Here is a 24,233-nt window from a genome sequence, read left to right as displayed (position 1 = left end):
ACAACCCACGGCTGGATCCCAGCCGGACCACCACCGAGCAAACGAGGACATTGTGTACGAAGGCGCAGTTCAGGAGCTGATCGACGAGCTCGGCCGGCTTCCGGGCGTGGGCCCCAAGTCGGCGCAGCGCCTGGCGTTCCACATCCTTGAGGCTGATCCTGAGGATATGAAGCGGCTGGTCGCTGCCATCACTACGGTGAAGGAACGGGTGAAGTTCTGCTCAACGTGCTACAACGTCACCGAGCAGGAAACATGCAACATCTGCCGTGACCCTCGTCGGGATCCATCGGTCATCTGCGTCGTGGAGGAATCCAAGGATGTCCTGGCCGTGGAGCGCACCCGCACGTTCCGGGGCAGGTACCACGTGCTGGGCGGGGCCATCAATCCGATCGCGGGCATCGGTCCCGAACAGTTGCGCGTCCGGGAGCTCCTGACACGCCTGAACGATGGCGCCATCCAGGAAATCATCATCGCCACGGACCCCAACCTTGAGGGCGAGGCCACGGCAACATACCTGGCGCGCATGCTGAAGACCATCGGGATCACCGTCACCCGACTGGCTTCGGGGCTGCCGGTGGGCGGGGACCTCGAATACGCGGATGAGGTCACCCTTGGCCGGGCCTTCGAGGGCAGGCGGAACGCGCTGGCCTAAGTCCGGCGCCTGCGGGCTCCCAGCCTCCGTCCGGGCACCAACACCATGGCGGCAACAACAACCTGGACCGCAAGGCCTGTCACGGCGACGGGCACGGACGGCGGAAGGCCTTCGCTGGACTGACCGTCCAGGCAGGGAACATCCCGGGCCGGGCCATCGGCAGCCCACTGCAGCCCCGCCAGCACCCAGGCAAGGTCGTGGTCCCGGGGAACCATTCCCCCGGCGAGGCTCCCCAGTAGCAGCGCGGGGTGCGACGCAGCCATCCACGCCACCCGCTCCGTGTACGCCACGTCCACTGGCCGGGGGCGTCCAACACATTCGTACGAGGTGATGCGGCCTGCGTCGTCACGCTCCACATTGACGGGCACGGACGCCTGGGCTGTCCCTTGGGTGCTTGGCAGGAGCGCCACCGTGGCCACCACGTTGGCGAGGCACAGAACCACCAGCACAACCGTCGCAAGGGCAGACCCCGCAGCGCGCGAACGGAAGCATTGACGCGCTCCGTGGCCGATGAGCCCAAACAGCGCACCTTCCACGACGGTGACAACGACGGCGGCACCGGCCACCCCTATCGGCACGCCGCTGCCGGCGCCCACCGCAGCCAGAAGCACGCCGGCGGGCAAGGCAAGACCCGCGGAGCGCAGCGCACCCGCGGTCAGGACCGCGAGGACGTTGCCTGAGGACGCGAAGCCCCAAACGGTGCCCAGGACCGCGGAGAGAACGGCCAGCCATGCTGCCGCCAGCAGGTTGGAGGCACTGGGAACACTCGACTCGAACCATCCGTTGGCCTGGCCGAAGCTTACTGTGGCCGCGGCCAGCGCCCAGGACAGGCCGAGCGCAGCACTGCAGGCCAGCCAATAGGACCATGACGTCCAGGACGACCACGCCTGGGAGCCGCCGTTCCGCACGGCGTTCACCAAGGCACGGCGGGCATCCTCCTGCGGATGGACGGCGTGTTCCGGCGTTGCCCTGCGCACGGGAAACCGGTCGTCGATCTCACCGCCGCCGATCACCTCGTATCCCTGGTTCAAATCCGGGGCATCACGGGGCAAGCCGGGGTCAGGCCCGGGCAACGCTCCGGGCGGCTGGTCAGGCGCCTTGGCCACGGCCGCACCCACGTGTCATGGAGGCATAGTACCCAGCCATTGACACGCGAAACAGGGACAGCGGCAAGACCGGAAACCACGTTCCTTTCCGCAGTGGTCCTGCTGGTGGCCGCGATGTGGTCACAATTCCTGCCCGGGCAGGTGACGGCGATAAACTTGCCAAATAAGCTACGCAGGCGTGCTCCAATTGGATTGCAGTGTGCCGCGTTCGAACCCTATTGATGCAGTGAGGGTGCGCGCATGACTATGCCCACTACCGAAGTGAAGATCGAAGAGCTCGCCGACGGGGCTGCCAAGACCAAGCAGCTGATCGTCCAGAAGTTCGGCGGTTCCTCGGTTGCTGATGCTGATGGCGTCAAGCGGGTGGCCCAGCGCGTTGTGGATGCGCAGAAGGCCGGCAACGAGGTCGTGGTTGTCGTTTCCGCCATGGGAGACACCACCGACGAACTCCTGGACCTTGCCGCCCAGGTAACCGATGCCGCTCCGGCCCGTGAGATGGACATGCTGTTGTCCGCCGGTGAGCGAATTTCCATGGCACTGCTGGCCATGGCGATCAACAAGTTCGGTGCCTCGGCGCAGTCCTTCACCGGTTCGCAGGCGGGCATGATTACCGACGGCATCCACGGCAAGGCCAGGATTATCGACGTCGATCCGCACCGCATCCGCACGGCACTGGACAAGGGCCATATCGCGATCGTGGCCGGTTTCCAGGGCATGAGCCGCAGCACCAACGAGATCACTACTCTTGGCCGCGGCGGTTCGGACACCACGGCTGTGGCGTTGGCTGCCGCACTGGAGGCCGATGTCTGCGAGATTTACACGGACGTCGACGGTATCTTCACCGCGGACCCGCGCGTGGTGTCCTCGGCCCAGAAGATCGACCGCATTTCCAGTGAGGAGATGCTGGAACTGGCTGCTTCCGGCGCCAAGATCCTGCACTTGCGCTGTGTGGAGTACGCACGCCGCTTCGGTGTGCCGCTGCACGTCCGTTCCTCATTCAGCCAGCATGAAGGCACCTGGGTCATCCCCGGCGCTGACGAAAAGTTCACGATTCAAGAGGGAGTTGCCTTGGAGCAGCCAATCATCTCCGGCGTTGCACACGACCGGTCCGAAGCCAAGGTCACCGTGGTGGGCGTCCCGGACATCCCGGGCAAGGCTGCCGCCATTTTCCAGGTGATCGCCGATGCCCACTCGAACATCGACATGATCGTCCAGAACGTATCCACCCACGGCACCGGCCGGACGGACATCTCCTTCACCCTGCCGATCGTCGAAGGCGCCGACGCCCTCGCTGCCCTGCGGGCCGCCGAAGCACAGATCGGTTTTGAGAGCATCGAGTACAACGAGCACGTTGGCAAGCTCTCCCTCATCGGTGCAGGGATGCGCTCCCACCCGGGCGTCTCGGCAACCTTCTTCAAGGCCCTTTCCGATGCCGGCATCAACATCGACATGATCTCCACGTCGGAAATCCGCATCTCGGTGGTCACCAGCGCGGACGCTTTGGATGACGCTGTCCGCGCCATCCACAACGCTTTCGAGCTCGACGGCGAGGCAGAAGCTACCGTCTACGGCGGCACCGGCCGCTAGAAATTCCTCGGGCGACGAGCCCAACTAAGTAGCAGTAGTGCGCGTTTTGAGGGCTCAAAACGCGCACTACTGCTACTTAGTTGGGTGAGCACGTCCTTGTCGTACAGCCACTGCAGCTGCAGTCCGTCGAAGGCATTGTTCACCGTGGTTTTCACCACATGAGGCCTCTTTACGGTATGGTATGGAATTTTCATGGCATGCTGTACGTTGCATAGCCGTAACTCCCCTATCTGAAGAGGCAAATAAACAAGTGGCAGCCGATTACGACGAACTCCGTACAGACGTCAAAGAAAACCAGGAGCAGTCCCTCCAGGCACTGCAGTCCGCCAGCGCCCCGACGGCAAAGAGCGTCGTGCTGGAACTCGATGAAACCGATGGCCTTGACGCCAACGGCCCGGGCGGCGAAATCGTCGCTGAAGAGCTCGTCATCCAGGTCATTCCCCAGGCAAGCGATGAGTTCACGTGCAACTCCTGCTTCCTGGTCCGCCACCGCTCGCAGATCGCCCGCGAGAAGGATGGCGTCGCCTACTGCACTGACTGCGAAGGCTAAGACAACCACCACCCGGGCGGTCTGATCGTCGTCAGGGAGTGCCGCCGTCGGGTCTTAATTGCGGAAGGGACCGGAGCACATGCTCCGGTCCCTTCCGCAGTTAATCAGTGTTCTTCCGAGTCCGGCTCGGTGAGCTTTTCCTCATCCGTCTCCTCGGGAGCAACCACGGGCGACATCGCATCACCGAGCAGTCCCGGCGTCCCCTTGTCCCGCTCAGCACCCGCGCCGAGGTCAGGGGCGTCCTTCCCGGGATCCCCGCTCACTGTCCGGCCCTTGGTCCCATGGCTGCCCGCCGCCGGTGGTTGTTGATCCTCAACTGCAGAATCCGGGCACCACCGGCAAGGGCCACCAGCACACCGCCACCCACGGCAGCAATGAACAGGGTTGTTCCGAGGGCCAAGGACCCTTCCAGTCCGAAGAACCTCACCGTCACCATGTCCTGGTTCTGCACAAAGAAGACGATCAGGAGCACGAGCACCGCCAAGCCCACAGCCACCGCCACCCACACTGCCGCGGTCCTGGTGGGCCGACTGCTCTCCGGGGCCCGTGTTTGCTCCGGATAGGCCGGCCCGGTGGGATCCACGCGCCGTTGATCAACGGGTCGTCCGGGTGTCACCGGCTGTCCGTGGGTTGTTGCAGCATCATCCTGGAAACTCATCAAGGCCCCCTTGGTCGCGGATTATCCGTGCACTCACATGATAAGCATGCTGATTAGTAGACTCACAGGGATCCGGCGGGCTGAGTTCTTCGCCTTTCCGTGGCACTCCGGGCTAGATGGCATAATCCGTCGTGGTCGGGCCGGGATCGTTGTTCCGCACTGCGTAGTGGTGCCCCTCGGAATCGGTCTCGATATCGAAGGTCTTCAGATCAGCCTCGGAAGCAGTCTCGAATTCATCGTGCTTATGCACCACGGGGCTGTCCGTATCTCCGCGCGCTGCGGGGCCAAAGACCATCTGAAACCGCTCGGTTGCGTGCTGGAAGCCTTCCAACCTGCGTCCCATATTCTCCACCTCCTCTCGCCAGGAGTAGGAAAGAAACGGCTGGGCGTGACAACCGGCCCAGTGATGAAATTTTACGCCCGGGACGGGGAAAAGGCACCGGACGGCACCGGCGGCTACAGGTAGTCTGCTGCCCTCTCGCGGGCAATTTCCAGGAGCGTGGAATGGAAGGCCACTTCCGCGGGCGCGTACACCTTGTCCTGGCGCTGGGCGAGGAGCACCCTCCTGAGCGGCGCCGCGGAACCAAGGCTGATGGTTCTGACGTCCGGATGTTGCAGGGCCATGGCCGTCTTGGGAACCATGGCAACACCCATGCCGACGCTCACCATGGCCTGCGCCTCCTGGTAGTCGTTCGCCAGGAAGCCAATGGAGGGTTCAAACCCCGCCGCCTGGGCAGACCGCCGGAGCACTTCCACCACAGGGTGCGCCTCTGCCCTGACAATCCACGACTCCTTGCTGAGTTCCTCCATGCGGACTTCCCCGCGCCCGGCAAGGGGGTGGGTGCGGGAGACGAGGATCACGGTGCTTTCCTGAAAGACTTCCGTGACCCTGATTGAATCGTCATGGAAGCGGTTCCAGGGATAGTCCCACAACAAGCACAGCCCGGTGACGCCCGACTGCAGGTCCTCCACCAGTTCGTCGAACCGCGCACTGCGCAATGACAGTCCGATGGCCGGATACCTCTTCTTGAACGCGCGGATGACCAAGGGCAGGAATGAACCGGCGAGGGTGGGAAAGGTGCCTACCGTCAACGATCCCCTCTTGAGGCCTGCAATCTGCTCCAGATCGCTGTGGGCTGCCCGCATCTGACCGACGATCCTCCGGGCATGGCCCGCCAGGACCTGGCCGGCCTCAGTGGGAACTACCCCCCGTGAGCGCCGGTTGAACAGCGGCTGCCCGACTTCCTGCTCCAGCTTCCTCAGTTGCTGGGACACGGCGGACGGGGTGTACATCAGAATGTCGGCCGCCGCGGTGATGGATCCCTGTTCGACGACCTCAACCAGCAGCGCCAGCCGTCGGATATCGAATAATTCCCGCAACTCATCGTTTAGCATCACTTCACTCTTCCACACGAAAGCTTCAACTGCTGATGGCTGGGCCTGATCCGCAGACCAACGGTGCCCGCGGAAGGTCCAGATACCTCCCACTAGCCACCCTGCATGCCATAAGCAGCAGTGACTTAAGAACCTCTACATCCTCCCTCACATATCCAACATTGTCTTCAATTGTGATCTGGCTCAATCTCGAATCAAGCCCAAGAACTTTTGAGGGCGACGGAAAGCGAGGAACAGATCATGCAGATCGAAGCGGAATGGATGCGGGGCGGGACCAGCAAGTGCTGGGTCTTCGAAACATCACGCCTGGAAGAGACCCGGACCAGCCCGGATATCCTGCTGCCCCGGCTTTTTGGCAGCCCCGACCATCGGCAGATCGATGGTGTGGGCGGGGCCAGCTCAACCACCAGCAAAGCAATGATCCTCAACCGGCCTGACGACGGAGACGTTGATGTCGAATTCACCTTTGCGCAGGTGGGAATCGAAGAAGCCGTCGTGGATTGGGGCAGCAACTGCGGCAACTGTTCAGCCGTTGTGGGCCTGTATGCCATCGAAAAGGGCTGGGTGGTGCCGCACGGGGACATCACCCGGATCGTCACGCGCAACACGAATACAGGCCAGATCATTATCCAGCGCGTGGCAACCCCCGCGGGGGCGCTGCCCATCCTTCCCCAGGCAGTGATGCCCGGGGTCCCCTTCCCGGGATACCAGGTGGGGTTGGGGTTCCAGGATCCGGCGGGCAAGACGACGGGCACGTTGCTGCCATCGGGTTCGGCAACGGACCTGGTCAAGGCTGGCGGAACCCGCTTGACCGTCACCATGGTCGACGCCGGGGCTCCGGTGGTCATACTCCGGGCCGAGGACTTGGGCCTCGTTCCGGATCGCTACGATAACTGGTCCACTGATGTGGAACCATTCCTGCCCACCCTTGAAGAGATCCGTCGTGGCGCGGCTGTCCGCATGGGGCTTGCAGCTTCACCAGGTGAAGCAGCCCGCGCCGTTCCCAAGGTCGCAATCGTGGGGCAGCCGTCCCCGGGCAGTTCCCTCGATGACCCGGCAATGGCCAGCGACGTCAACGCCATGATGCTGTCCATGGGCAAGCCCCATCCGGCCCTGGCGATCACCGGAAGCATCGCGTTGACCCTCGCCGCCCGCACGGATGGCACCATCCTCAACGCCATCACAGGGCCTGCAACCCAGCCAACCCTCCGGCTGCGGACGCCGGCCGGGGTCATCGAAACGTGGAGCGAGGAACGGAACGGATCCCTGCTGGTGGGCGTAGACCGCACAGCCCGCACCATCGCCACCACCACCATCCACCTCCCGGAGGTCATCGACAGCATGGTCGAACCCTCCTTTGCCGGCGCTACTCAATGAAGAGAGAGCAACATGACTAAAACCGCAGTAAAACCAGCTCCCGCCACCACTTCCGGAGACCGCTCCAGGCGACCGAACCGCCGTCGTCGTATCCTGCTGGTGACGGCAGCCGCGATCACCGCCCTGGGTCTGGTCGCCCTCCTGTTTGGAGGTGTCCTTTTCGACCCTTCGGCCGCCGCGGAATCGGAGCCGACCATGACCCCCACCCAGATCATCCCGCTCGTTATCCTCGTGGTGATGTTCGTGGTTGCCACCAAGTGGCCGCTCAACATCGGCGTGATGGGCCTGGTGGCCTCCTTTGGAGTCGGTTACTTCATGCTCGGTATGAACGACAAGGAGATCCTGGCAGACTTCCCGGCCAGCATCGTCCTGACGATCATCGGCGTGACCTACTTCTTCAGCATGGCGCAGAGGAACGGGTCGATCGACATCATCGTCCAGTCCTGCGTGCGGATGGTACGGGGCAAGACACTGCTGATGCCCTGGGTGTTCTTCCTCATGGCGGCGGCGCTGACGGCTTTGGGAACCTTCTCCCCTGCGGCTGTGGCTTTGCTGGCCCCCGCAGCGCTGGGCCTTGCGTATGAATCGCGCATCCATCCGGTCCTTATGGGCGCCTTCCTGATCAATGGCGCGCACGCCGGAGGTTTCTCGCCCCTTTCAGTAGCAGGGGTCCTGGTCCATGACATCGCCCTGAAGAACGGCTTCCCCATCTCCCAGGGGGCATTGTTCTCAGCCAGCTTTGCCCTGAACTTCATCCTGTCTGCACTGACCCTGGTGCTGTTCGCCCTCATGGGCAAGCTCCGCGACAAGCACGCCAACGAGTACGACGGCATGGAAACCCCGAGGGCAGGCCGTCCCAACGGCCAGCAACTCCTCACCCTGGCACTGATCCTGGCCATCCTCGTCTGCACGCTCGGTTTCCACCTGCCCATCGGCTTCGTGGCGCTGTCGGCGGGCCTCCTCCTGGCACTGGTCAACATCAAGGAGCACAAGACCTTCATTGGCGGCGTTTCCTGGTCCACCGTCCTCCTGGTGGCCGGCATGATCACCTACGTTTCGCTGCTCCAGCACGTAGGCGTTATCGATACCCTGGCTGAGCAGGCCCTGGCTTTGGGCGCACCACTGCTGATCGCACTGGTCCTGTGCTACGTGATCGGCGTCGGCTCCGCCTTTGCTTCCTCGACGGCACTGCTGACGGCCTTCATCCCCATGGCCGGTCCCCTGCTGGCCACCAGCTCACTGAGCGCTTCGGGAACCGTTGCCGCCCTGGCCATTGCCGCCACCGTGGTGGATGTCTCCCCGTTCTCCACCGATGGCGCCCTGGTCGTGGCCAACGCCCGGGAGCATGACCGCCAGCGCGTCTACCGCCAGCTCATGGTTTACGCCGGAGGAGTGGTGCTGGTTGCCCCCGCCCTGGCGTGGCTGCTCCTGGTACCCACCGGGATCATGTAGCTCCCCGGCTACCCACCACGTGCCGGACCTCATGGCCGGCAGACACGGAACGCCCTGCACTCCATCGCAACAGGACACCCGAAATACGGGCGCAGGGCACCGTATACAGCAAAGGCAGGGCGCATCACGCGCCCTGCCTTTCGCTTGCAGTTGTATCCGGCCCCGACCCGATCCATCCAGCCGCGGCTACCGCAGCGACTTGTCGTCCGGGTTGCGGGGAACCACATAGGTGCTGCCGTCGGGGCGGCGGATGGTTTCCCACTGCTGGGTCTCTGCCTGGCGCTGGGCAAGGAGCCGGCGGTTGTCCTCGGTCATTTCATGGTCGATCGAGCTGCTGTGCGCCGGTCCAAAAATGACCCGCAGCTTCCCCGTTGCGCGCATGAACTTCTGGGCGAAGGATTCCTTTGCCACCCGGATCGACTCCTCTTTTCGACGGTTCAGTACCTTCATAGTACGCTAATAGTTAGTACACTAACTAATCGATCAGCAGGAGGCATCGATGACCCTTACCAGCGAGAGTACCCAGGACACCGATGACGACCTGCTGCTCGAACGCCAGTTGTGCTTTGCCCTGACGGTTGCTTCGCGCACCGTGGTGGGCGTGTACAAGCCAGTCCTCGAGCACCTGGGACTGACCCACCCGCAATACCTGGTGATGCTCGCCCTGTGGGAGCGGAGCCCCAGGACGCTGAAAGACATCAGCGACGCCCTGCTGCACGAGCCCGCCACGCTTTCCCCGTTGCTCCGCCGCCTGGAGGAAGCCGAACTGGTAACCCGCGAGCGCGTGCCGGGCAACGAACGCGCCCTCGCCATCAAGCTCACGGACAAGGGAGCAGCGCTCCGCCGGCAGGCCACGGAGGTACCCGGCGCCATCCGCGAGCGCCTGCAGCTCAGTCGCGAAGAAGTCGCAGAGCTCCACCAGGCCATGACCGGCCTGATCGCGGCGACCCAGCGGAATGCCACCGGCTCCTAGGCGCCATTCCGGGGTTGGTGTTCCCTGCAGCTGACAAGGCGGACCGGCGGCCCGGCAGCGTAAAATGAACGTGAACCAAGGAGATTCGATGCGTCTGCGATCCGTACGTTCCGCGCTGGCGGTCCTGGCCCTGGCAGGCCTGTCGGCCACCGGACTGGCTGCGTGCACGGGCACCCCGGCGCCAGGCGGGTCCGGCAGCGCAACGTCTGCTCCGACGTCGTCGTCCAGCACTGCTGCCCCGACGCCTGGCGGGTCAAGCACCAGCACCCCTACGCAGGTGCCCACCACTCTCGGTCCGGGGGACACCGGGCCCAACCCGAGCCTCCCAGGCCCCAACCCGGTTCCCGGGCAGGGCAATGCCGAGCTGTCCATCACCGTCCTGGACTCCCCGGAGGCAGCACCCCGGAACTACACCCTGGTGTGCCAGGGCGGAACGCCGGCCGCGGAAAGCAACCACCCCACCGCTGCCGCTGCCTGCGCAGCGCTTGAGGACAACCCGGGCCTGCTGATCCCGCCCACGCCCACGGACCAGGCCTGCACGCAGCAGTTCGGCGGCCCGCAAACGGCCACGGTGACGGGTGCCGTTGACGGCACGGAAGTGACGGCCCGTTTCAGCCGCACGGACGGTTGCCAGATCGCCCTGTGGGACGCTGCCGCCGGCATCCTCGGTTCCAGCGGTGGGGCAGCTTAGCCTGCAGCACCTCCCCCAGGACCTATGGCTTGGTATGGAGGCTGCCCATCACGCACGCGTCGCCCGGTACGCTGATCCCTACCTGGCCCGCCGCTCCGCGGGGAAGAAGCATCCCGTGGAGGACTTCCTTTTCACGTACTACACGCAGAAGCCCGGCCAGCTGCTGCGTTGGCATCCGGGCGACGGCGTGGTGCTCAGTGGGGAGCGCGCCTTGGAGCGGGCGGACTGGAAGTTTTATCAAAGGCTCGACGACGGCCAGCTCGCCGCTGCGGGATTGGCGCCCGGGACGCCTGCGGTCACCTTCCACCGCGAATCGTTCCTGGACCAGCGGGCGGAAGCTGTCCGCTTCGCCGGGATCATCCTGAAGGGTACGGCGATGCGGCCGGCACAGTTTGGCTGCTTCGGGCTGCATGAATGGGCCATGGTGTACCGGCAGGACAAGTTCGACCTCCGCCACGAGTACCTGACGTTGCGACTGGGCGGTCAAGGGACGGATGAAGTGGTGGAACGGAACCGCATACGCTGCACCCATTTCGATGCCTTCCGTTTCTACACACCGGACGCCATACCCCGGAACGAGCTCACGCCCACCCGGGAGAACCAGCGGGCCATGGAGCAGCCCGGTTGCCTGCACGCCAACATGGACCTGTACAAGTGGGCCTACAAACTGGCGCCCGCGCTTCCCAGTGAACTGGTGATGGATTGCTTCGAGCTGTCGTGGCGGATCCGGACCATGGATATGCAGGCGTCCCCCTACGATCTTGCGGAATGGGGCTACCCGCCGATCAGGATCGAGACACCGCAGGGCAAGGCCGAGTACGTTGAATACCAGCGGGCTTTCGCAGCCGAATCCCAGGTTCTGCGGACCCGCGTGCTCCAGGCGGTAGGGCCGCTGTTGGAGGGCCTGCAGTCCGGGTGACATGCCCGGCTGTCCCGCCGGAGCACCCGCCGCCGCCACCAGCGAAAGGTCACCATGGATTCACCGCAGAACAGCCCGTACGACGTCGACCTGACAGTTACGCTCACAGACGCACCTGGCGCCGAGCCGAGGATGTTCCGTCTCCGGTCCGTTGACGGCGTCCTCTCCCCGGACGAAGGGTCGCTGGAATCCAACTTGCCGGACGCGCATGCGGCGCTTGCCGCCGTCGAGCAGTTCGGCGAGGAAGCCTTCTTTCCCGTGCCCCGTCCGGACCGGATCTGTACCCAGCAATACGGCGGACCGCAAGTGGCTGTGGTCCAGGGAGTGTTCCGCGGACGGCAGGTCACCAGCCAATTCAGCCGCACCGACGGCTGCGAGATCGCGCGTTGGAAGAGCCTGGCACCCTTGTTCGGCGGAACAGGCGGCTCATCCGGGGCCGCCTGAGGCATGGACGCAGCAGTGGCCGGCGGGGTCTCCGCCGGCCACTGCTGTTCTTCAGGGGAACCGGGGTTTAGCCGGCGTTGTTCTCCTGGCTCGGTTCGTCACCGCGGATCTTGCCATGGCCCTTCTTGTCCTTGGCGGGATCTTCCTGGTCGGGAACCACAGCGGCTCCGCCCGTGCTGACCACTACGGTCACGAAGGTCGGCTGGCTGGTCCCGGCAAAGGTCAGGCGTCCGATGTAGGAGCCCGGCTCCAGGCCGGTCCAGTTCAGGGCAATTGTTGACTTCTTGCCGTTGTGGAGCTTGATCGGATTCGGAGTCACGGTGGCGTTGCCCTCGTTGGCCCCCAGGACAGCCGCATCAACCGTGGCCTTGGTGGGCTGGTTGTTGGGGCTGGCGTAGAGGTTGGCGAAGATGTAGTAGTCCCCCGGCGCCGGGTTGGGCACGGTCACGGATTCACTGGCCGAGGCCGTAGCCGCCGGAAGCTGCTGCCCGGCAGGTGTCAGGACCAACATGTCGAAGTCCGCGGCTTCGTCCGAGGAGATCACAGAGAACTTGGCCAGCGCGCTGCCCTCGCCCACAGTCACCTTCTTGACGAAGTTGGAAGCGTTGGTCTCCCCGGCAAACGGACCGGGCACCAGCTCGACGGCGGAGGAGTCCGCCTTGGACAAACCATCAACCGTCACACCGACCGGCAGGTTGGTACCGGCCACGATGTTGATGGTGCCGGAACCATTGGGCCCGGTCCCGGTGAAAGCGAGGGCCTTGTCCGCAATCACCGACTGCGGACGGACCGCTATCGGCGAGGTGACGGTCTTGTTGGCGCCCTGCCAGGTCAGCGATCCCATGGCGAACTGTCCCAGGGCGGCGCTCTTGTTCTCGAACTGCACCTTGAACGTCTTCTTCTCCCCTGCCGCACCGAAGTTCAGTACCGACGGGGTGATCTTGACGTTCACGCCCGGCACGTTGGCCGTTGCGCGGTACATGCCCGGGGTCAGTGCGGTCACGGTCCTGGTGACTTCGATCTTTCCGGCCAGGTTGCCCAGGGCGAAGGACGGCACGTTCATGTCACGCGGCTGGGTGGATCCCAATCCCTCGATGCCCAGGTCAAGGCCGGTGCCCTGCACGAACTTGAGGTAGTCCTCCGTGGAGGCGTCGTAGACCAGGCCGGGGCTGAGCACCTTGGCAGGATCAACCTGGCCGGCGCCCGTGGCGAAGACATCCTTGTTCGGCTGACCGTTGGCCAGCTTCACCTGTCCGGCGGTGGTCATCATGGCTGATTTCACCGTGGCCGGGGACCACTGCGGGTTCTTGGCCAGGATCAGGGCGCCGAATCCGGCAACGTGAGGCGATGCCATGGACGTTCCGGAGAGGAAGCCGAAGTTGTCGCCGCCGGTTCCAATGGGAGACACACCTGCGAGCACGGCCACGCCCGGTGCGGATACATCCGGCTTCAGGAGGTCGGAATCAGTGGCCAGGAGCGGACCACGGGAGGAGAACCCTGCGATCTGGGGCTGCGCCTCTGCGGGCAGGCCGGTGGTGTCGCGGTTCAGCAGGTTGACGGTGATGGCCGCGTTGGCAGCCACCTTGTCCTTGATGGCCTGGGTGGCAGGCGGGTTGACGTGCACGGTGGGTACGGCGTGCTTGTCTGTGTCCAGGGACGATTCGGTGAGGTTCACCAGGATCATGCCCACACCGCCGCCGCGCAGGACCTCGGCGCTCTTAGCGGTACGGTCCACCACGCCACGGTCGCAGACAACAACCTTGCCGGCAACCTTGGCGGGGTCCAGGGACCCGGGCGCGCACAGTGCAGCACTGCCTTCGCCGCTGGCCGCCTCGGTGGAAAGTACGACGCCGGCACCGGTCACCTCACGGTTCATGATGCTCGCTCCGCGGAACTTGCTGCCATCGGAGAATTCAACCGTGCCCTGGAGTTCCTGGGAGAAGGAGGTTGCTGCAGTGGTGGTCAGCCAGGGTGCACCGTGGTTGACGGTGCTGGCCGTGGGTCCCGAGTTTCCGGCCGAAGTGGCTACGAAGATCCCCGCGGAGGCTGCCGACAGGAATGCCAGGGATACAGGATCAGTGGTGGACGTTGCCGAACCGGAGATGGAGTAGTTCAGCACATCCACGCCGTCCAGGATGGCCTGTTCGATTGCATCAACGGAGGCAGAACCGTAGCAGCCGCCCGTGGAGGGATCGGTGTCTTCCCAGCAAACCTTGTAGATGGAGAGTTTTGCGGCCGGTGCGATTCCGCTGGTGATGCCAAAGCTGCGTCCATCCACCGTCGCCTCGACGTTGGCGTTGCCGGCGGCGGTGCTGGCCGTGTGCGTGCCGTGGCTGTCCACGTCCACAGGGGAAATGCGTTCCTCGGGGGCGCGGTTTTCTTCGGGCACGGTCTCGAGGAAGGCGTCAGCGAAGTAGTGGGTGCTGAGGACCTTGGAGTTGCAGGCGCTGCCGTCGTAGTCGGCGCCCGTTCCGGTGCCGGGCTGGCATTCGCCGATGAAGGTATCGCCGTCGGCCTTCAGCATGGCGATCCTGCCATCGTCGGTGCGGTACGGAACGCCTACCTCGGGGTTGCCCGTGAGCGGGCCGACCGGTTCACCGGCGAAGAAGGGATTGGAAGGGGTGTAGCCGGTGTCGATGACACCCACCACGGTGCCCTTGCCGGCATTGTCGACGCCGCCGTACTGGGTGGCCCAGGTTCCGTCGGGTCCGCTGAGCTTCAGGAAATCCGCGGTGGAGTAGTCAGGCGCGTATTGGGTGTCGGGGGCCACCAGGAGGACCTTGGGATCCTTTGCCAGGTTGATGGCCTGGTCGGCCGTGAGGTTGGCACTGAAACCGTTCACGGCGGTGGTGAAATCACGTTGGATGGTGACGTTTTCCTGCTGCGCAATGTCCTGCTGCTGCCGCTGCAGGTGCTCTTGGTATTCCTTGACCTCGGCACTGCCGGCATCGAGCTTCTTGCCTTCTTCCGGCTTGGTGGGCGCCAGGCCGGGAGTCCCGCCGTCGTAGGTGGCCGCGGGCTTTTCGGCCAGGACAACCATGTAACGGCCGTCTTTGTAGGCGTTGGGGTCGAGGTTTTTCTTGGCCACGCCTGCCACATTCCCTGGCGCGGTCTCCGGGGCAGGAGCGGCCTGGGCCGGCAACGCCATGGAAGAGAGCAGCAACGGCAAGCCCACGGCCACGGCCGCCGCCTTCCGAAGCCCCCCGCTTCTGACGAAGCTCTTTCCTTGTGATTTCACGAGTGATTGCACCTTTCACTGGGAGGGCCAGGGCGCCATCGCCAAAGCCCGTCAACTGAAGTTGGTTGCATTTTTGACAGTTCTTGTCAATGAAACGCAACCAACCGAGTCACACAGTACAGAGTGGGAGGGGATTTCGACATACTGCACATTTTGGGAAATTTGTCTTGTCACAAAGGCCCCTCCGACACGCAGGCGCGCGGAAGGGGCGGCAACACCGGCACGTGGTGTTACCGCCCCTTCCGACCGTGTGACCCCGCCCGGTCAGCCCTTCGGGGTCACCTGCAGGCGGTCGAAGGATACCTGGACGCCGTGCTGGTCCAGGACCACGACGTCGTCGCGGCCGTTCTTGACATCGGAAGGAAGAATGAACTCCACGGTGTTGTCCGTGGTGGGAAAGATCCACCCCAGGCGATAGCTGGTCTTATTCAGGTACACGTAGTACCACTGGCCGTAATCCAGGCCCTGAAGCACCACTTTTTGGCCGTTGCGGTACTTTTCCGCCGTAGCGAATTCCACCGGTGCCGCCTGGCCTTCAAAATCCTGCACCGTGAGGACCGGCTCACGTGACGGCTGCGCGGGCTGGACAGCCAGTTCAAGGGGCTCACCCGCCACGGACGCCGTAACGTCCTTGGAGCCGTTGCTGGCCTTCACATCGAAGGACCCGGCAGGCAACGTACCCTTGGCAACGTCCTCTTCAGTCAGGACGTGGACGCGCGTGGAGGTGACAGTATCCCCGGCTGCCAGGATCGGTTCCGAGATCCCTGCCGCTGCCGCTTCCACGCCTGCCACGGCCACATTGCCGGCGTTGCCCACGGTGTACGTGTAAGTCACAGGATCACCTGCGCTTGCATACCTGTCTCCGTCGGCATCTGACCACTCGGCGGTCACCGTGCCCTCCACCTTCGGTTCACGGACCTTCAGGTCTACCTCTCCCCCGTTGATCTGGTAGCTCCTGGCACTCTGGCCCGCCGCGCCAACCTCCCAGCTGGTCAGCGGAACGAAGAAGCCCTGCGCGGCTTCTTCCGCTGTCACGGTGTGGCGGGGCGTGGAGCACTGGTAGCTCTGCCCGGCAGGCAGGGACAGGTAGCGGCAGTTGCCAGGGCCGTCCGGCAGGAAGGGGTTGAAGTTGCCGGCGGTGGGGACCACTTTTTCAGTGAGGGGGCCGGTGTTCTTCACCGTGAAGGCGTACGAGACCAGGTCACCTGCCATATAGGGCTGCGTTGCCAGGTCACGCCCGACGTCGGCGCGCGCCCCGCTGATGTCGGCCGAGACCAGCCCGTCCCGCAAGGCGACCGAAGCACCCGTGAACGATACCGTTTTGGTGAGGGACGGCGTCGTGCTTGAGGTGATGCTGAAGGCGGCTTCGGGCGTGAAGTAGCCGCGCTGGATGTCACCCGACGTGACCACGTGCTTGGCCGTGGAGCACGTATAGGTGGCTCCGGCAGCCAGGTTGTTGTACCGGCAGTTGGGCGCCGACGGCGGGAGGAACCCGGAATCGAACGTCCCCGACACCGGGACGGAGTTTGCCGTGACGTTGGATGTGTTCTTGACGGTGAAGGTGTAGTTGACGGTCTCGCCCACCTGGTAGGGGCTGGCCGCCACGTCCCGGGCCGGTGCGCCGCCACTGATGGCCACGCCCACCTGCGGTGCGACCGGCACAGTGGCCGTGAAGGTGTACTGCGAAACCCGGCCGTCCGCCGTCGTGAATGCGGCGTTTAGGTTCTGCGGGCCGCTGGCGTTGGCCGGCGCGGTGAGTGCCACATTGACGGTGGCCGAAGCGCCCGGAGCCAGGGCCGGCACCGGGACGGTGGTGGCCGACCAACCCGTGGGCGTGTAGACGGTGGCGGTGGCACCGCTGAGGGTGGTGGCTTCCTGGTTGGTCACCGTCACCGCCACCTGCCGGGTGGCTCCCGGCGCGGTAGTGACGGCCGGGACGGTGAGCGGTGCGCAGACATAGTTCAGCCAGGCATCATCGAACTGGGCGAAGGGCATGTTGTCCGTGTAGTTGCCCTCGTACAGCACCCCGAAGGCGCCGTCCTGCAGGCGGGTCACGGTGGAGTACGCGGAGAAGCCCGCCCGAATGGTGCGCACGCCGGGCCAGGTTGCGCCGTCGTCGCAGGAGACGCGGGCCGAGACGTTTTCACGGCCGGTCCTGGAGTTGGCGTTGGTGAAAATCAGCTTCTTCGCATCGGCTGAGCCCTGCGCAGCATTCGGGAACATCCTGGCGATCGCGCCGTTGTTGGCGGGATCGGGCAACTCGGTATCCTGCGTCACCGGACCATACGTGGCGCCCCCGTCCGTCGAAACCGCCACCTTGCGATACCCCTGGTTGGCGTTGTCCCGGGAGTTGAGCAGCACCCGACCATCGGAGAGTTCAACGGTCTTGTTCTCATCCATGCGGTCGCCCACGTTGGCGCCCTTCTTCCAGGTCACGCCGTGGTCATCGGAGTAGACGCTGTAGGCCTGGATCTTATTGGTTCCGTCCGGCTGGCGGACGTCACCGGCGAATTGCTGGATGAGCCGGCCCTTGTAGGGGCCGTATTTGAGCTGGATGCCTTCGCCCGACGAGGCGAAGTTGGAGCGCACGTCGCCTGCCACGGGGTTGGTTTTGCTGGTACCAGGCTTGGTGACACTGGTGATCAGCCGCGGTTGGCTCCACGTCACGCCGCCGTCCGACGACTCGATGACGGCAGAAGAGATGACGTTCCTGTCGGCGTCGTCGTTACCGAACTGACTGCCACCGAAACCCTGGTCCTTGGAGTAGACAAAGAACGCGAAGACCTTGTTGGCCTCTGCATCGTAGATGTAGGAAGGGTCGCTGTAGCCGTACTTCGGGCCGCTGGAGTCCGCGATATGTCCGGCGGCGATGACCTGGACGGGGCCCCACGTCTTCCCGCCGTCGGTACTGCGGCGCTGCACGATCGAGTTGGGGTTGGGGGCATCGGCAGCGCTGCCTGGGCGGCCGTCCCACGCCGCCAGCACCACATTGTTGCCCAGGTAGGTCAGTGCGGGGATGCGGTAGAAGAAGTTTGCGGCGGTGCGGTCGGCGGCCAGGTTGGTTTCGCTGAAGCTTCCCGGAGCCAGGGTTGGATCGCTGGGTGGAATGGGCGCCGCCTGGGCCGGCAGGCCTGGCCCGGCAACCAAGCAGGCGGCCAAGGCGCCGGCAGCGGTAATTCGTGCGAAGGAAAGTGCAGGGGATCTCAAATCCAGGGTCCTTTCGAAACGGCGGGATCGTTCAACGACGGCATTGGTGTTACGTGCCACGTCGAACGTCCTACAACCATAAGGTGTTCACCGTCACATTGCTAGGGATGACGCATGGGCGGCGCCCGGCGGTATCCAACGGGTAGCGTCGTGACCATACCCGCCGCCCTGGAGCAATGGAGCTTTTCGTGAAAATCCTCGTCCCCCACACCATTCACCTCGATCTCTCCCCGATCACGGACGAGGTGGTGACCTATCAGGTTGACCAGTCGATTCCCGACGAGCACACCGACGCCGACGTCCTGGTGGTCTGGCAAAACACTGCCGACAACCTCCGCGACGCGGCCCGGCGCCTGACCCGGCTGCGCCTGGTGCAGACCCTGGCCGCCGGCCCGGATTCCGTCCTTGCTGCGGGATTCGCCCGCAGCGTGGCCATCACGTCCGGCCGCTCGCTGCACGACGGACCGGTGGCCGAGCACGCCCTCGCGTTGGTGCTTGCCGCGATCCGGCGCCTGGACACGCTGCTGGAGGCGCAGAAGTCCACCACGTGGGACCGCGACTTCAACGTGGCGCAGTCCGCACCGGAAACCGAACAGCTTTACACGCTCGACGGCGCCAGGGTCACCATTTGGGGGTTCGGCTCCATCGCAGGGCGGCTCGCTCCGCTTTTGGCTGCGCTGGGTGCCAGCGTCACCGGCGTCGCGAATTCCGCCGGCGAGCGGTATGGCTTCCCGGTGGTCGCCACCCCGGCACTTCCCGACGTCCTGAAAACAACGGATGTGCTGATCTCGATCCTCCCGGCCACCCCCGCGACGGAAAATTCCCTGAACGCGGACATCCTGGCCGCCCTGCCCCGGACTGCCGTGTTCGTCAACGTAGGCCGTGGCGCCACCGTGGACGAGGACGCCTTGCAGGCCGCCCTGGCGGAGGGCCGGCTCCGGGCGGCGGCGCTGGACGTCACCAAGACGGAACCATTGCCTTCGCACTCCCCGCTATGGGCCACCCCAAACCTGATCATCACTCCCCACGTTGCCGGCAACCGCCCCAAGGGTTCATCCGCGCTGGTCCTGGCCAACGTGGCCGCACTCAAGGAAGGCCGGGAGTTGACCAACCAGGTGGCCGGTCCGGCGCTTTAGGCACTTACCATTGCACGCAGATAGTAAGCATGCTTATGGTGGGCGGGTCCATTCGGCGAAATGCGCACCCTACGTCTACAACAGCGGCAACCTCGTTCTTGACCTGCTGTACAACCTGATGCTGGAGTCCACGGGACGGCTCCAGAAGTGCCGGATCTGCGAGATGACGGACAACAAAACAGCCCGCTCCACCATCGCGTACCTGATCGTCCGCGACCAAGCGCACGAGAACGCTTATGCCAAGGCCTTGGAAAGCCTGGGGGTCAACTGGGGCAAGGTCCTGCCCATCCCCAAAACCAACGCAGAGCAGTTCCCGGAGGTGAAGAGGTTGCTGGACATGGGACTGCAAAGCATCCAGTACACGTTCAGCGCCGATAACCAGAGCGAGGCGGGCAAGCTGTTCCGGGGCGCGTCACCATCCAACGACGGAACCGAACTGACCACGGATGTCATGCCCGACGGCTTCCCGATCACCATGTCGCCTGAGCGCAAGGAGGAGTTCGCACCCGGGCTGGACCCGGAACTCCTGGCACTGATCCAGGCCACCGCGGAGCAGGAGCTCAGGGATGCAGACAGTCCCGCGCAGGCGAAGTAGCCGGTAGCAGCAAAAGAGCGGCACACCCCGTGGGTGTGCCGCTCTTTTGTCCGTTGCTTGCTTGCCGGTCAGGCGTGCTCGTAGGTCAGGCAGTCAGCGGCTTCGGCGCCGGGTCCTACCCTGACATCGTGGGCCTCGCACATGAGGTTGTTGTTGTGTACGCACTCAGAGCGCTGACAGGCTCCAACGTGCGCGAGAACCTTGGGCAGTCCGCCCATCCGGGTGGTGTCGATGAACGTGGCGCAGGAAGCGTGGTCCTGGGTACCGCCGATCGTGATACCGAATGCAGTGCAGCCATCATGGTTGAATCCGCAGCTGCCAACACTACAGGCGGATACTTCGGCAATGTGGTCGGTCATTGTTCCTCCTGGTAGGGCCTTGGGGGGTGCTCAAACCCCGCGTGTAATCCCAAAGTACGCCGGATCTGCGCGGTTTAACCCGTTTGATTAGCGCATTTGTACGTGTGCTAATCGCCCCCAAAACTACCTCCGACGCGCTCCACGCAGGGCTTCGCTGATTTTCGCGCGGGTTTCCGCATCCAAGGGAGGTGTGACCATGCGGTCCCGGGCTGCCCTGTCCGCCAGGATTTTCTGCAGCACCATGCGCCCCAGCCCGGCAAAGACCGCCGCCCCCACCACACCCAGAACCATCGACTTCGGCTTCCCGCTCATGCCGCAATCCTAGTGGCATTTTGGGCCGGACCGGCGGGGGCTGCTCGCGGAATCGCGCTGAATAGGGTATGTGGGCTACTCCCGGTAGGATAGATGTGCAAGCTCGCGGAGCGCCCCCACACCGTTTCAGGACACCGTTTTCAGGACACAGTTCGAACGCGGCTGAACGGCGTGAGACGGCACCCCTCCGCGGCAGCCTTGTTTAAAGGTTCACCCAACTCACGCACAGGAGTTACCGGATGCCCCGGATCGTCGTTGACGTCATGCCCAAGCCCGAGATTCTGGACCCCCAGGGGAAGGCCATCGTGGGTGCACTGCCCCGCCTCGGCTTCAACAGCTTCAGCGCAGTCCGCCAGGGCAAGCGCTTCGAACTGACCGTCGACGGCGAGGTGACCGATGCGATCCTGGCCCAGGCACGCGAGGCTGCTGAGACGCTGCTCTCCAACCCGGTGATCGAGGACGTTGTCAACGTCGAGGTCGTCGAGGCCTGAGATGACTTCAATCCCCCTGATTGGCGAGGCCGTGGCCGTCGCCGCAGAGCCCCGCTTGGCAGGCGCCAAAATCGGCGTCGTCACCTTCCCCGGCACCCTGGACGACCGCGACGCCGCCCGGGCAGTACGGCTTGCAGGCGGCACGGCGGTTTCGTTGTGGCATGCTGACGACCACCTGGGCGATGTTGACGCGGTCATCATTCCCGGCGGTTTCTCCTACGGCGACTACCTGCGCGCCGGCGCCATTTCGCGCTTTGCACCGTTGATGTCCAAGATCATTAAGGCTGCAACAGGTGCTGCATCCTCTAATCCTTTGCCGGTCCTCGGTATTTGCAACGGCTTCCAGATCCTGACCGAATCGCACCTGCTGCCCGGTTCCATGATCAAGAACGACCACCTGAAGTTCATCTGCCGTGACCAGGTGCTGCGGGTGGAAAACGCCAACACCGCATGGACGGTGGACTACCAGCAGGGCCAGGAAATCACTGTGCCGCTGAAGAACCAGGACGGCCAATACATCGCCGACGAGAAGACCCTCGATGCCCTGGAGGCAGAGGGCCGCGTGGTGTTCCGCTACGTGGGCTTCAACCCGAACGGTTCCCGCCGCGACATCGCCGGCATCTCCAACGCCGCGGGCAACGTGGTGGGCCTCATGCCGCACCCCGAGCACGCCGTTGAGGCCGGCTTCGGTCCGGAAGCACTCGATGGAGCAGCTTCGGACACTGACGGCCTCGGTTTCTTCACCTCCGTTTTGACCAAGATTGTGGGAGGCGACAAGTGACCACTGAGACCACCAAGAAGTTCAACATCGATACCGTTGAGCACGCTGCCAAGACCCCGGACACGGAACTGCCCTGGGCCGAACTGGGCTTGAAGCAGAACGAATTCGACGAGATCGTCAAGGTCCTGGGCCGCCGCCCCACCGGCGCGGAACTGGCCATGTACTCGGTCATGTGGAGCGAGCACTGCTCGTACAAGTCCTCCAAGAACCACCTCCGCCAGTTCGGCGAGAAGGTTACCCCGGAGATGAAGAAGGACATGCTGGTTGGCATCGGTGAGAACGCCGGCGTGACCAACCTCGGCGACGGCTGGGCCGTAACCTTCAAGATCGAGTCGCACAACTCGCCCTCGTTCGTGGAGCCGTACCAGGGTGCCGCCACAGGCATCGGCGGAATCGTCCGCGACATCATCTCCATGGGCGCCCGCCCGGTTGCCGTGATGGACCCGCTGCGTTTCGGCGCCATCGACCACCCGGACACCGCGCGCGTCATGCACGGTGCCGTTGCCGGCATCGGCGGCTACGGCAACTGCCTCGGCCTGCCGAACATCGGCGGCGAGATGGTCTTCGACTCCGTCTACCAAGGCAACCCGCTGGTCAACGCACTGGCCGTGGGCGTCATGCGCCACGAGGACATCCGCCTGGCCAACGCTTCCGGCAAGGGCAACAAGGTGGTCCTCTTCGGTGCCCGCACCGGCGGCGACGGCATCGGCGGAGCCTCGGTCCTCGCGTCCGAGTCCTTCGACGACACCAAGCCGTCCAAGCGTCCCGCCGTCCAGGTGGGCGACCCCTTCGCCGAGAAGGTGCTCATCGAGTGCTGCCTCGAGCTCTTCAAGGGCTCCCTGGTGGAAGGCATCCAGGACCTCGGTGCCGCCGGTATTTCCTGTGCAACGTCCGAGCTCGCCTCCAACGGTGACGGCGGCATGCAGGTTGAACTGACCTCCGTTCTTCTGCGCGACCCCACGCTGACCCCGGGCGAGATCCTCATGTCCGAGTCGCAGGAACGCATGATGGCAATCGTCACGCCGGAGAACGTGGAAGCGTTCGAGGCCGTGATGGACAAGTGGGCCGTGGAGTACTCCTGGTTGGGTGAAGTGACCGACACCGGCCGCCTCATCATCACCTGGGAAGGCGAAGTAATCGTCGACGTCGATCCCCGCACCGTTGCGCACGACGGTCCGGTCTACGACCGCCCGTACGCCCGCCCGGAATGGCAGGACTCGGTACAGGCCAACTCCTTCACCGGTTCAGTGGAAGACGCCGGACGCCCGGCTGCCCCGTCCGAGTTGGCCGCGGCCGTCACCGAACTGGTCGCCTCGCCGAACATGTGCAGCAAGGCCTGGATCACCAAGCAGTACGACCGCTACGTTGGCGGCAACACTGCCATGGCCTTCCCGGACGATGCCGGCGTGGTCCGTGTTGACGAAGAGACCGGCCTGGGCGTTGCCCTCGCCACCGACGCCAACGGCCGCTACACCTACCTGGACCCGTACCAGGGTGCACAGCTGGCGCTGGCCGAGGCCTACCGCAACGTCGCCACTTCCGGCGCCGTTCCCATGGCCGTCAGCGACTGCCTGAACTTCGGTTCCCCCGAGGACCCGGACGTCATGTGGCAGCTCGCCGAAGCCATCCGTGGCCTCTCGGATGCCTGCATGGAGCTTGGCGTCCCGGTCACCGGCGGCAACGTCTCCCTGTACAACCAGACCGGCACCACGCCGATCCACCCCTCCCCGGTGGTGGCAGTCCTCGGCAAGCTCGACGACGTCGCCCGCCGCACGCCGTCGGGCTGGCGCGAAGATGGCCAGGCCATCTACCTGCTCGGCACCACGGCTGCTGAACTGGATGGTTCCGAGTGGTCCAACCTCCGCGGACACCTCGGTGGCCAGCCGCCGAAGGTGGACCTCGCCGCCGAGCGTGAACTGGGCGAGATCCTCATCAACGCCTCCAGGGACGGCATGGTGGACGCCGCGCACGACCTCTCCGAAGGTGGCCTCGCTGCCGCTTTGGTTGAGTCTTCGCTGCGCTACGGCGTGGGTGCCCGCATCGCGCTTGAGGAACTCATGGAACGCGACGGCGTGGACCTGTTCACTGCCTTGTTCTCCGAGTCCCAGGCACGTGCAATCGTCTCCGTGCCGCGCTCCGAGGAAGTCCGTTTCAAGGACATGTGCACCGCCCGCGGCTTCGCCCACCTCCGGATCGGCGTGGTTGACGCTGCCGGCGGGAAGCTGGAGATCAACGGCGTGGACGAGCTGTCCCTGGACGCCCTCCGTGAAGCCCACGAAGGCACCCTGCCGAAGTACTTCGGCTAGGAAC

General features: G+C 64.5%; 23 protein-coding genes and 1 pseudogene. 14 read left to right on the top strand and 10 right to left on the bottom strand.

What is annotated here, in order from left to right:
- Nucleotides 1-52 precede the first annotated feature (52 nt).
- Nucleotides 53-652 carry a recombination mediator RecR gene (gene recR / locus ACUYMZ_RS04240; RefSeq protein WP_426005855.1) on the top strand — a complete coding sequence of 200 codons (600 nt, stop codon included), beginning with the start codon at nucleotides 53-55 and terminating at the stop codon, nucleotides 650-652.
- Here recR and ACUYMZ_RS04235 read toward each other — a convergent pair.
- Nucleotides 649-1,758: a hypothetical protein gene (locus ACUYMZ_RS04235; RefSeq protein ID WP_481602205.1), complete on the bottom strand. Its 1,110-nt coding sequence runs from the start codon at nucleotides 1,756-1,758 to the stop codon at nucleotides 649-651. The genes recR and ACUYMZ_RS04235 overlap by 4 nt on opposite strands.
- A gap of 240 nt (nucleotides 1,759-1,998) precedes the next feature.
- Here ACUYMZ_RS04235 and ACUYMZ_RS04230 point away from each other — a divergent pair, with 240 nt between their 5' ends.
- Nucleotides 1,999-3,345: an aspartate kinase gene (locus tag ACUYMZ_RS04230; protein ID WP_426005853.1), complete on the top strand. Its 1,347-nt coding sequence runs from the start codon at nucleotides 1,999-2,001 to the stop codon at nucleotides 3,343-3,345.
- Between the two features lie 250 nt (nucleotides 3,346-3,595).
- Complete coding sequence (locus tag ACUYMZ_RS04225; RefSeq protein WP_211713967.1) at nucleotides 3,596-3,895, top strand: DUF4193 domain-containing protein; 300 nt, start codon at nucleotides 3,596-3,598, stop codon at nucleotides 3,893-3,895.
- Nucleotides 3,896-3,999: 104 nt separating this feature from the next.
- Here ACUYMZ_RS04225 and ACUYMZ_RS04220 read toward each other — a convergent pair whose 3' ends face one another.
- From ACUYMZ_RS04220 to ACUYMZ_RS04205, 4 genes are all read right to left on the bottom strand, one after another.
- Nucleotides 4,000-4,158, bottom strand: coding sequence for a hypothetical protein (locus ACUYMZ_RS04220; RefSeq protein ID WP_481602204.1), 159 nt, complete (start codon nucleotides 4,156-4,158; stop codon nucleotides 4,000-4,002).
- A complete protein-coding gene (locus ACUYMZ_RS04215; protein WP_426005849.1) occupies nucleotides 4,155-4,553 on the bottom strand; it encodes a LapA family protein in 399 nt (132 codons plus the stop codon). The genes ACUYMZ_RS04220 and ACUYMZ_RS04215 overlap by 4 nt, the downstream gene beginning before the upstream one ends.
- A 112-nt stretch (nucleotides 4,554-4,665) precedes the next feature.
- Nucleotides 4,666-4,896 (bottom strand): hypothetical protein, encoded by a 231-nt coding sequence (locus ACUYMZ_RS04210; RefSeq protein ID WP_426005848.1) that lies wholly within the window; start codon nucleotides 4,894-4,896, stop codon nucleotides 4,666-4,668.
- Between the two features lie 113 nt (nucleotides 4,897-5,009).
- Nucleotides 5,010-5,948 (bottom strand): LysR family transcriptional regulator, encoded by a 939-nt coding sequence (locus tag ACUYMZ_RS04205; protein WP_481602203.1) that lies wholly within the window; start codon nucleotides 5,946-5,948, stop codon nucleotides 5,010-5,012.
- Between the two features lie 240 nt (nucleotides 5,949-6,188).
- Here ACUYMZ_RS04205 and ACUYMZ_RS04200 point away from each other — a divergent pair, with 240 nt between their 5' ends.
- Nucleotides 6,189-7,325 (top strand): PrpF domain-containing protein, encoded by a 1,137-nt coding sequence (locus tag ACUYMZ_RS04200; RefSeq protein ID WP_481602202.1) that lies wholly within the window; start codon nucleotides 6,189-6,191, stop codon nucleotides 7,323-7,325.
- Between the two features lie 12 nt (nucleotides 7,326-7,337).
- Nucleotides 7,338-8,777: an SLC13 family permease gene (locus tag ACUYMZ_RS04195; protein ID WP_481602201.1), complete on the top strand. Its 1,440-nt coding sequence runs from the start codon at nucleotides 7,338-7,340 to the stop codon at nucleotides 8,775-8,777.
- A gap of 186 nt (nucleotides 8,778-8,963) precedes the next feature.
- On the opposite strand, the gene ACUYMZ_RS04190 is transcribed toward ACUYMZ_RS04195, so the two are convergent.
- Entirely contained in the window at nucleotides 8,964-9,188 is a 225-nt protein-coding gene (locus ACUYMZ_RS04190) for a hypothetical protein (protein ID WP_442423402.1), read from the bottom strand.
- Between the two features lie 88 nt (nucleotides 9,189-9,276).
- On the opposite strand from ACUYMZ_RS04190, the gene ACUYMZ_RS04185 reads away from it, so the two are divergent.
- The 4 genes from ACUYMZ_RS04185 (at nucleotide 9,277) to ACUYMZ_RS04170 (ending at nucleotide 11,804) form a co-directional block, all read left to right on the top strand.
- Complete coding sequence (locus ACUYMZ_RS04185; RefSeq protein ID WP_426005840.1) at nucleotides 9,277-9,750, top strand: MarR family winged helix-turn-helix transcriptional regulator; 474 nt, start codon at nucleotides 9,277-9,279, stop codon at nucleotides 9,748-9,750.
- Nucleotides 9,751-9,838: 88 nt separating this feature from the next.
- Nucleotides 9,839-10,441: an SSI family serine proteinase inhibitor gene (locus tag ACUYMZ_RS04180; RefSeq protein ID WP_481602200.1), complete on the top strand. Its 603-nt coding sequence runs from the start codon at nucleotides 9,839-9,841 to the stop codon at nucleotides 10,439-10,441.
- Nucleotides 10,442-10,475: 34 nt separating this feature from the next.
- A complete protein-coding gene (locus ACUYMZ_RS04175) occupies nucleotides 10,476-11,360 on the top strand; it encodes a 3-methyladenine DNA glycosylase (RefSeq protein ID WP_426007477.1) in 885 nt (294 codons plus the stop codon).
- A 54-nt stretch (nucleotides 11,361-11,414) separates the two neighbouring features.
- On the top strand, nucleotides 11,415-11,804 hold the full coding sequence (locus tag ACUYMZ_RS04170) for a serine protease inhibitor (RefSeq protein WP_481602199.1): 390 nt from the start codon (nucleotides 11,415-11,417) through the stop codon (nucleotides 11,802-11,804).
- 67 nt (nucleotides 11,805-11,871) lie between these two features.
- Here the strand turns inward: ACUYMZ_RS04170 and ACUYMZ_RS04165 are convergent, their stop codons facing one another.
- Nucleotides 11,872-15,042: a S8 family peptidase gene (locus ACUYMZ_RS04165; RefSeq protein WP_481602198.1), complete on the bottom strand. Its 3,171-nt coding sequence runs from the start codon at nucleotides 15,040-15,042 to the stop codon at nucleotides 11,872-11,874.
- A 264-nt stretch (nucleotides 15,043-15,306) separates the two neighbouring features.
- The gene (locus ACUYMZ_RS04160) at nucleotides 15,307-18,309 is read right to left on the bottom strand and encodes an exo-alpha-sialidase (RefSeq protein WP_481602197.1); all 3,003 of its coding nucleotides are present in this window, start codon (nucleotides 18,307-18,309) and stop codon (nucleotides 15,307-15,309) included.
- A 128-nt stretch (nucleotides 18,310-18,437) separates the two neighbouring features.
- Between ACUYMZ_RS04160 and ACUYMZ_RS04155 the strand changes: the two genes are divergently transcribed.
- Both ACUYMZ_RS04155 and ACUYMZ_RS04150 read left to right on the top strand, forming a co-directional pair.
- Entirely contained in the window at nucleotides 18,438-19,385 is a 948-nt protein-coding gene (locus tag ACUYMZ_RS04155) for an NAD(P)-dependent oxidoreductase (RefSeq protein ID WP_481602196.1), read from the top strand.
- Between the two features lie 70 nt (nucleotides 19,386-19,455).
- Nucleotides 19,456-19,980: pseudogene (locus ACUYMZ_RS04150) on the top strand (manganese catalase family protein); the annotation flags it as partial.
- 68 nt (nucleotides 19,981-20,048) lie between these two features.
- On the opposite strand, the gene ACUYMZ_RS04145 reads toward ACUYMZ_RS04150, so the two are convergent.
- Both ACUYMZ_RS04145 and ACUYMZ_RS04140 read right to left on the bottom strand, forming a co-directional pair.
- A complete protein-coding gene (locus tag ACUYMZ_RS04145) occupies nucleotides 20,049-20,339 on the bottom strand; it encodes a DUF1540 domain-containing protein (protein ID WP_481602195.1) in 291 nt (96 codons plus the stop codon).
- 123 nt (nucleotides 20,340-20,462) lie between these two features.
- Nucleotides 20,463-20,651: a hypothetical protein gene (locus ACUYMZ_RS04140; RefSeq protein WP_442423395.1), complete on the bottom strand. Its 189-nt coding sequence runs from the start codon at nucleotides 20,649-20,651 to the stop codon at nucleotides 20,463-20,465.
- Nucleotides 20,652-20,890: 239 nt separating this feature from the next.
- On the opposite strand from ACUYMZ_RS04140, the gene purS reads away from it, so the two are divergent.
- The 3 genes from purS to purL are packed head-to-tail and all read left to right on the top strand — an operon-like array spanning nucleotide 20,891 to nucleotide 24,229.
- The gene (gene purS, locus ACUYMZ_RS04135) at nucleotides 20,891-21,142 is read left to right on the top strand and encodes a phosphoribosylformylglycinamidine synthase subunit PurS (protein WP_011773385.1); all 252 of its coding nucleotides are present in this window, start codon (nucleotides 20,891-20,893) and stop codon (nucleotides 21,140-21,142) included.
- Between the two features lies 1 nt (nucleotide 21,143).
- A complete protein-coding gene (purQ, locus tag ACUYMZ_RS04130; protein WP_426005828.1) occupies nucleotides 21,144-21,923 on the top strand; it encodes a phosphoribosylformylglycinamidine synthase subunit PurQ in 780 nt (259 codons plus the stop codon).
- On the top strand, nucleotides 21,920-24,229 hold the full coding sequence (gene purL, locus ACUYMZ_RS04125) for a phosphoribosylformylglycinamidine synthase subunit PurL (RefSeq protein ID WP_481602194.1): 2,310 nt from the start codon (nucleotides 21,920-21,922) through the stop codon (nucleotides 24,227-24,229). Before purQ ends, purL begins: the two co-directional genes overlap by 4 nt.
- The last annotated feature ends 4 nt before the right edge of the window (nucleotides 24,230-24,233 follow it).

The sequence above is a fragment of the Arthrobacter sp. T572 genome, assembly GCF_056780115.1.
Note: the sequence above shows the minus strand (reverse complement) of the source record. Positions and strands in the feature narration are given on the sequence as shown.

Excerpts from the sequence above, each read along its gene's own strand:
- ACUYMZ_RS04230 (WP_426005853.1), top strand. The coding sequence starts at position 1,999 with ATGACTATGCCCACTACCGAAGTGAAGATCGAAGAGCTCGCCGACGGG.
- ACUYMZ_RS04215 (WP_426005849.1), bottom strand. The coding sequence starts at position 4,553 with ATGAGTTTCCAGGATGATGCTGCAACAACCCACGGACAGCCGGTGACA.
- ACUYMZ_RS04210 (WP_426005848.1), bottom strand. The coding sequence starts at position 4,896 with ATGGGACGCAGGTTGGAAGGCTTCCAGCACGCAACCGAGCGGTTTCAG.
- ACUYMZ_RS04205 (WP_481602203.1), bottom strand. The coding sequence starts at position 5,948 with ATGCTAAACGATGAGTTGCGGGAATTATTCGATATCCGACGGCTGGCG.
- ACUYMZ_RS04200 (WP_481602202.1), top strand. The coding sequence starts at position 6,189 with ATGCAGATCGAAGCGGAATGGATGCGGGGCGGGACCAGCAAGTGCTGG.
- ACUYMZ_RS04195 (WP_481602201.1), top strand. The coding sequence starts at position 7,338 with ATGACTAAAACCGCAGTAAAACCAGCTCCCGCCACCACTTCCGGAGAC.
- ACUYMZ_RS04185 (WP_426005840.1), top strand. The coding sequence starts at position 9,277 with ATGACCCTTACCAGCGAGAGTACCCAGGACACCGATGACGACCTGCTG.
- ACUYMZ_RS04180 (WP_481602200.1), top strand. The coding sequence starts at position 9,839 with ATGCGTCTGCGATCCGTACGTTCCGCGCTGGCGGTCCTGGCCCTGGCA.
- ACUYMZ_RS04175 (WP_426007477.1), top strand. The coding sequence starts at position 10,476 with ATGGAGGCTGCCCATCACGCACGCGTCGCCCGGTACGCTGATCCCTAC.
- ACUYMZ_RS04170 (WP_481602199.1), top strand. The coding sequence starts at position 11,415 with ATGGATTCACCGCAGAACAGCCCGTACGACGTCGACCTGACAGTTACG.
- ACUYMZ_RS04145 (WP_481602195.1), bottom strand. The coding sequence starts at position 20,339 with ATGACCGACCACATTGCCGAAGTATCCGCCTGTAGTGTTGGCAGCTGC.
- ACUYMZ_RS04140 (WP_442423395.1), bottom strand. The coding sequence starts at position 20,651 with ATGAGCGGGAAGCCGAAGTCGATGGTTCTGGGTGTGGTGGGGGCGGCG.
- purS (WP_011773385.1), top strand. The coding sequence starts at position 20,891 with ATGCCCCGGATCGTCGTTGACGTCATGCCCAAGCCCGAGATTCTGGAC.
- purQ (WP_426005828.1), top strand. The coding sequence starts at position 21,144 with ATGACTTCAATCCCCCTGATTGGCGAGGCCGTGGCCGTCGCCGCAGAG.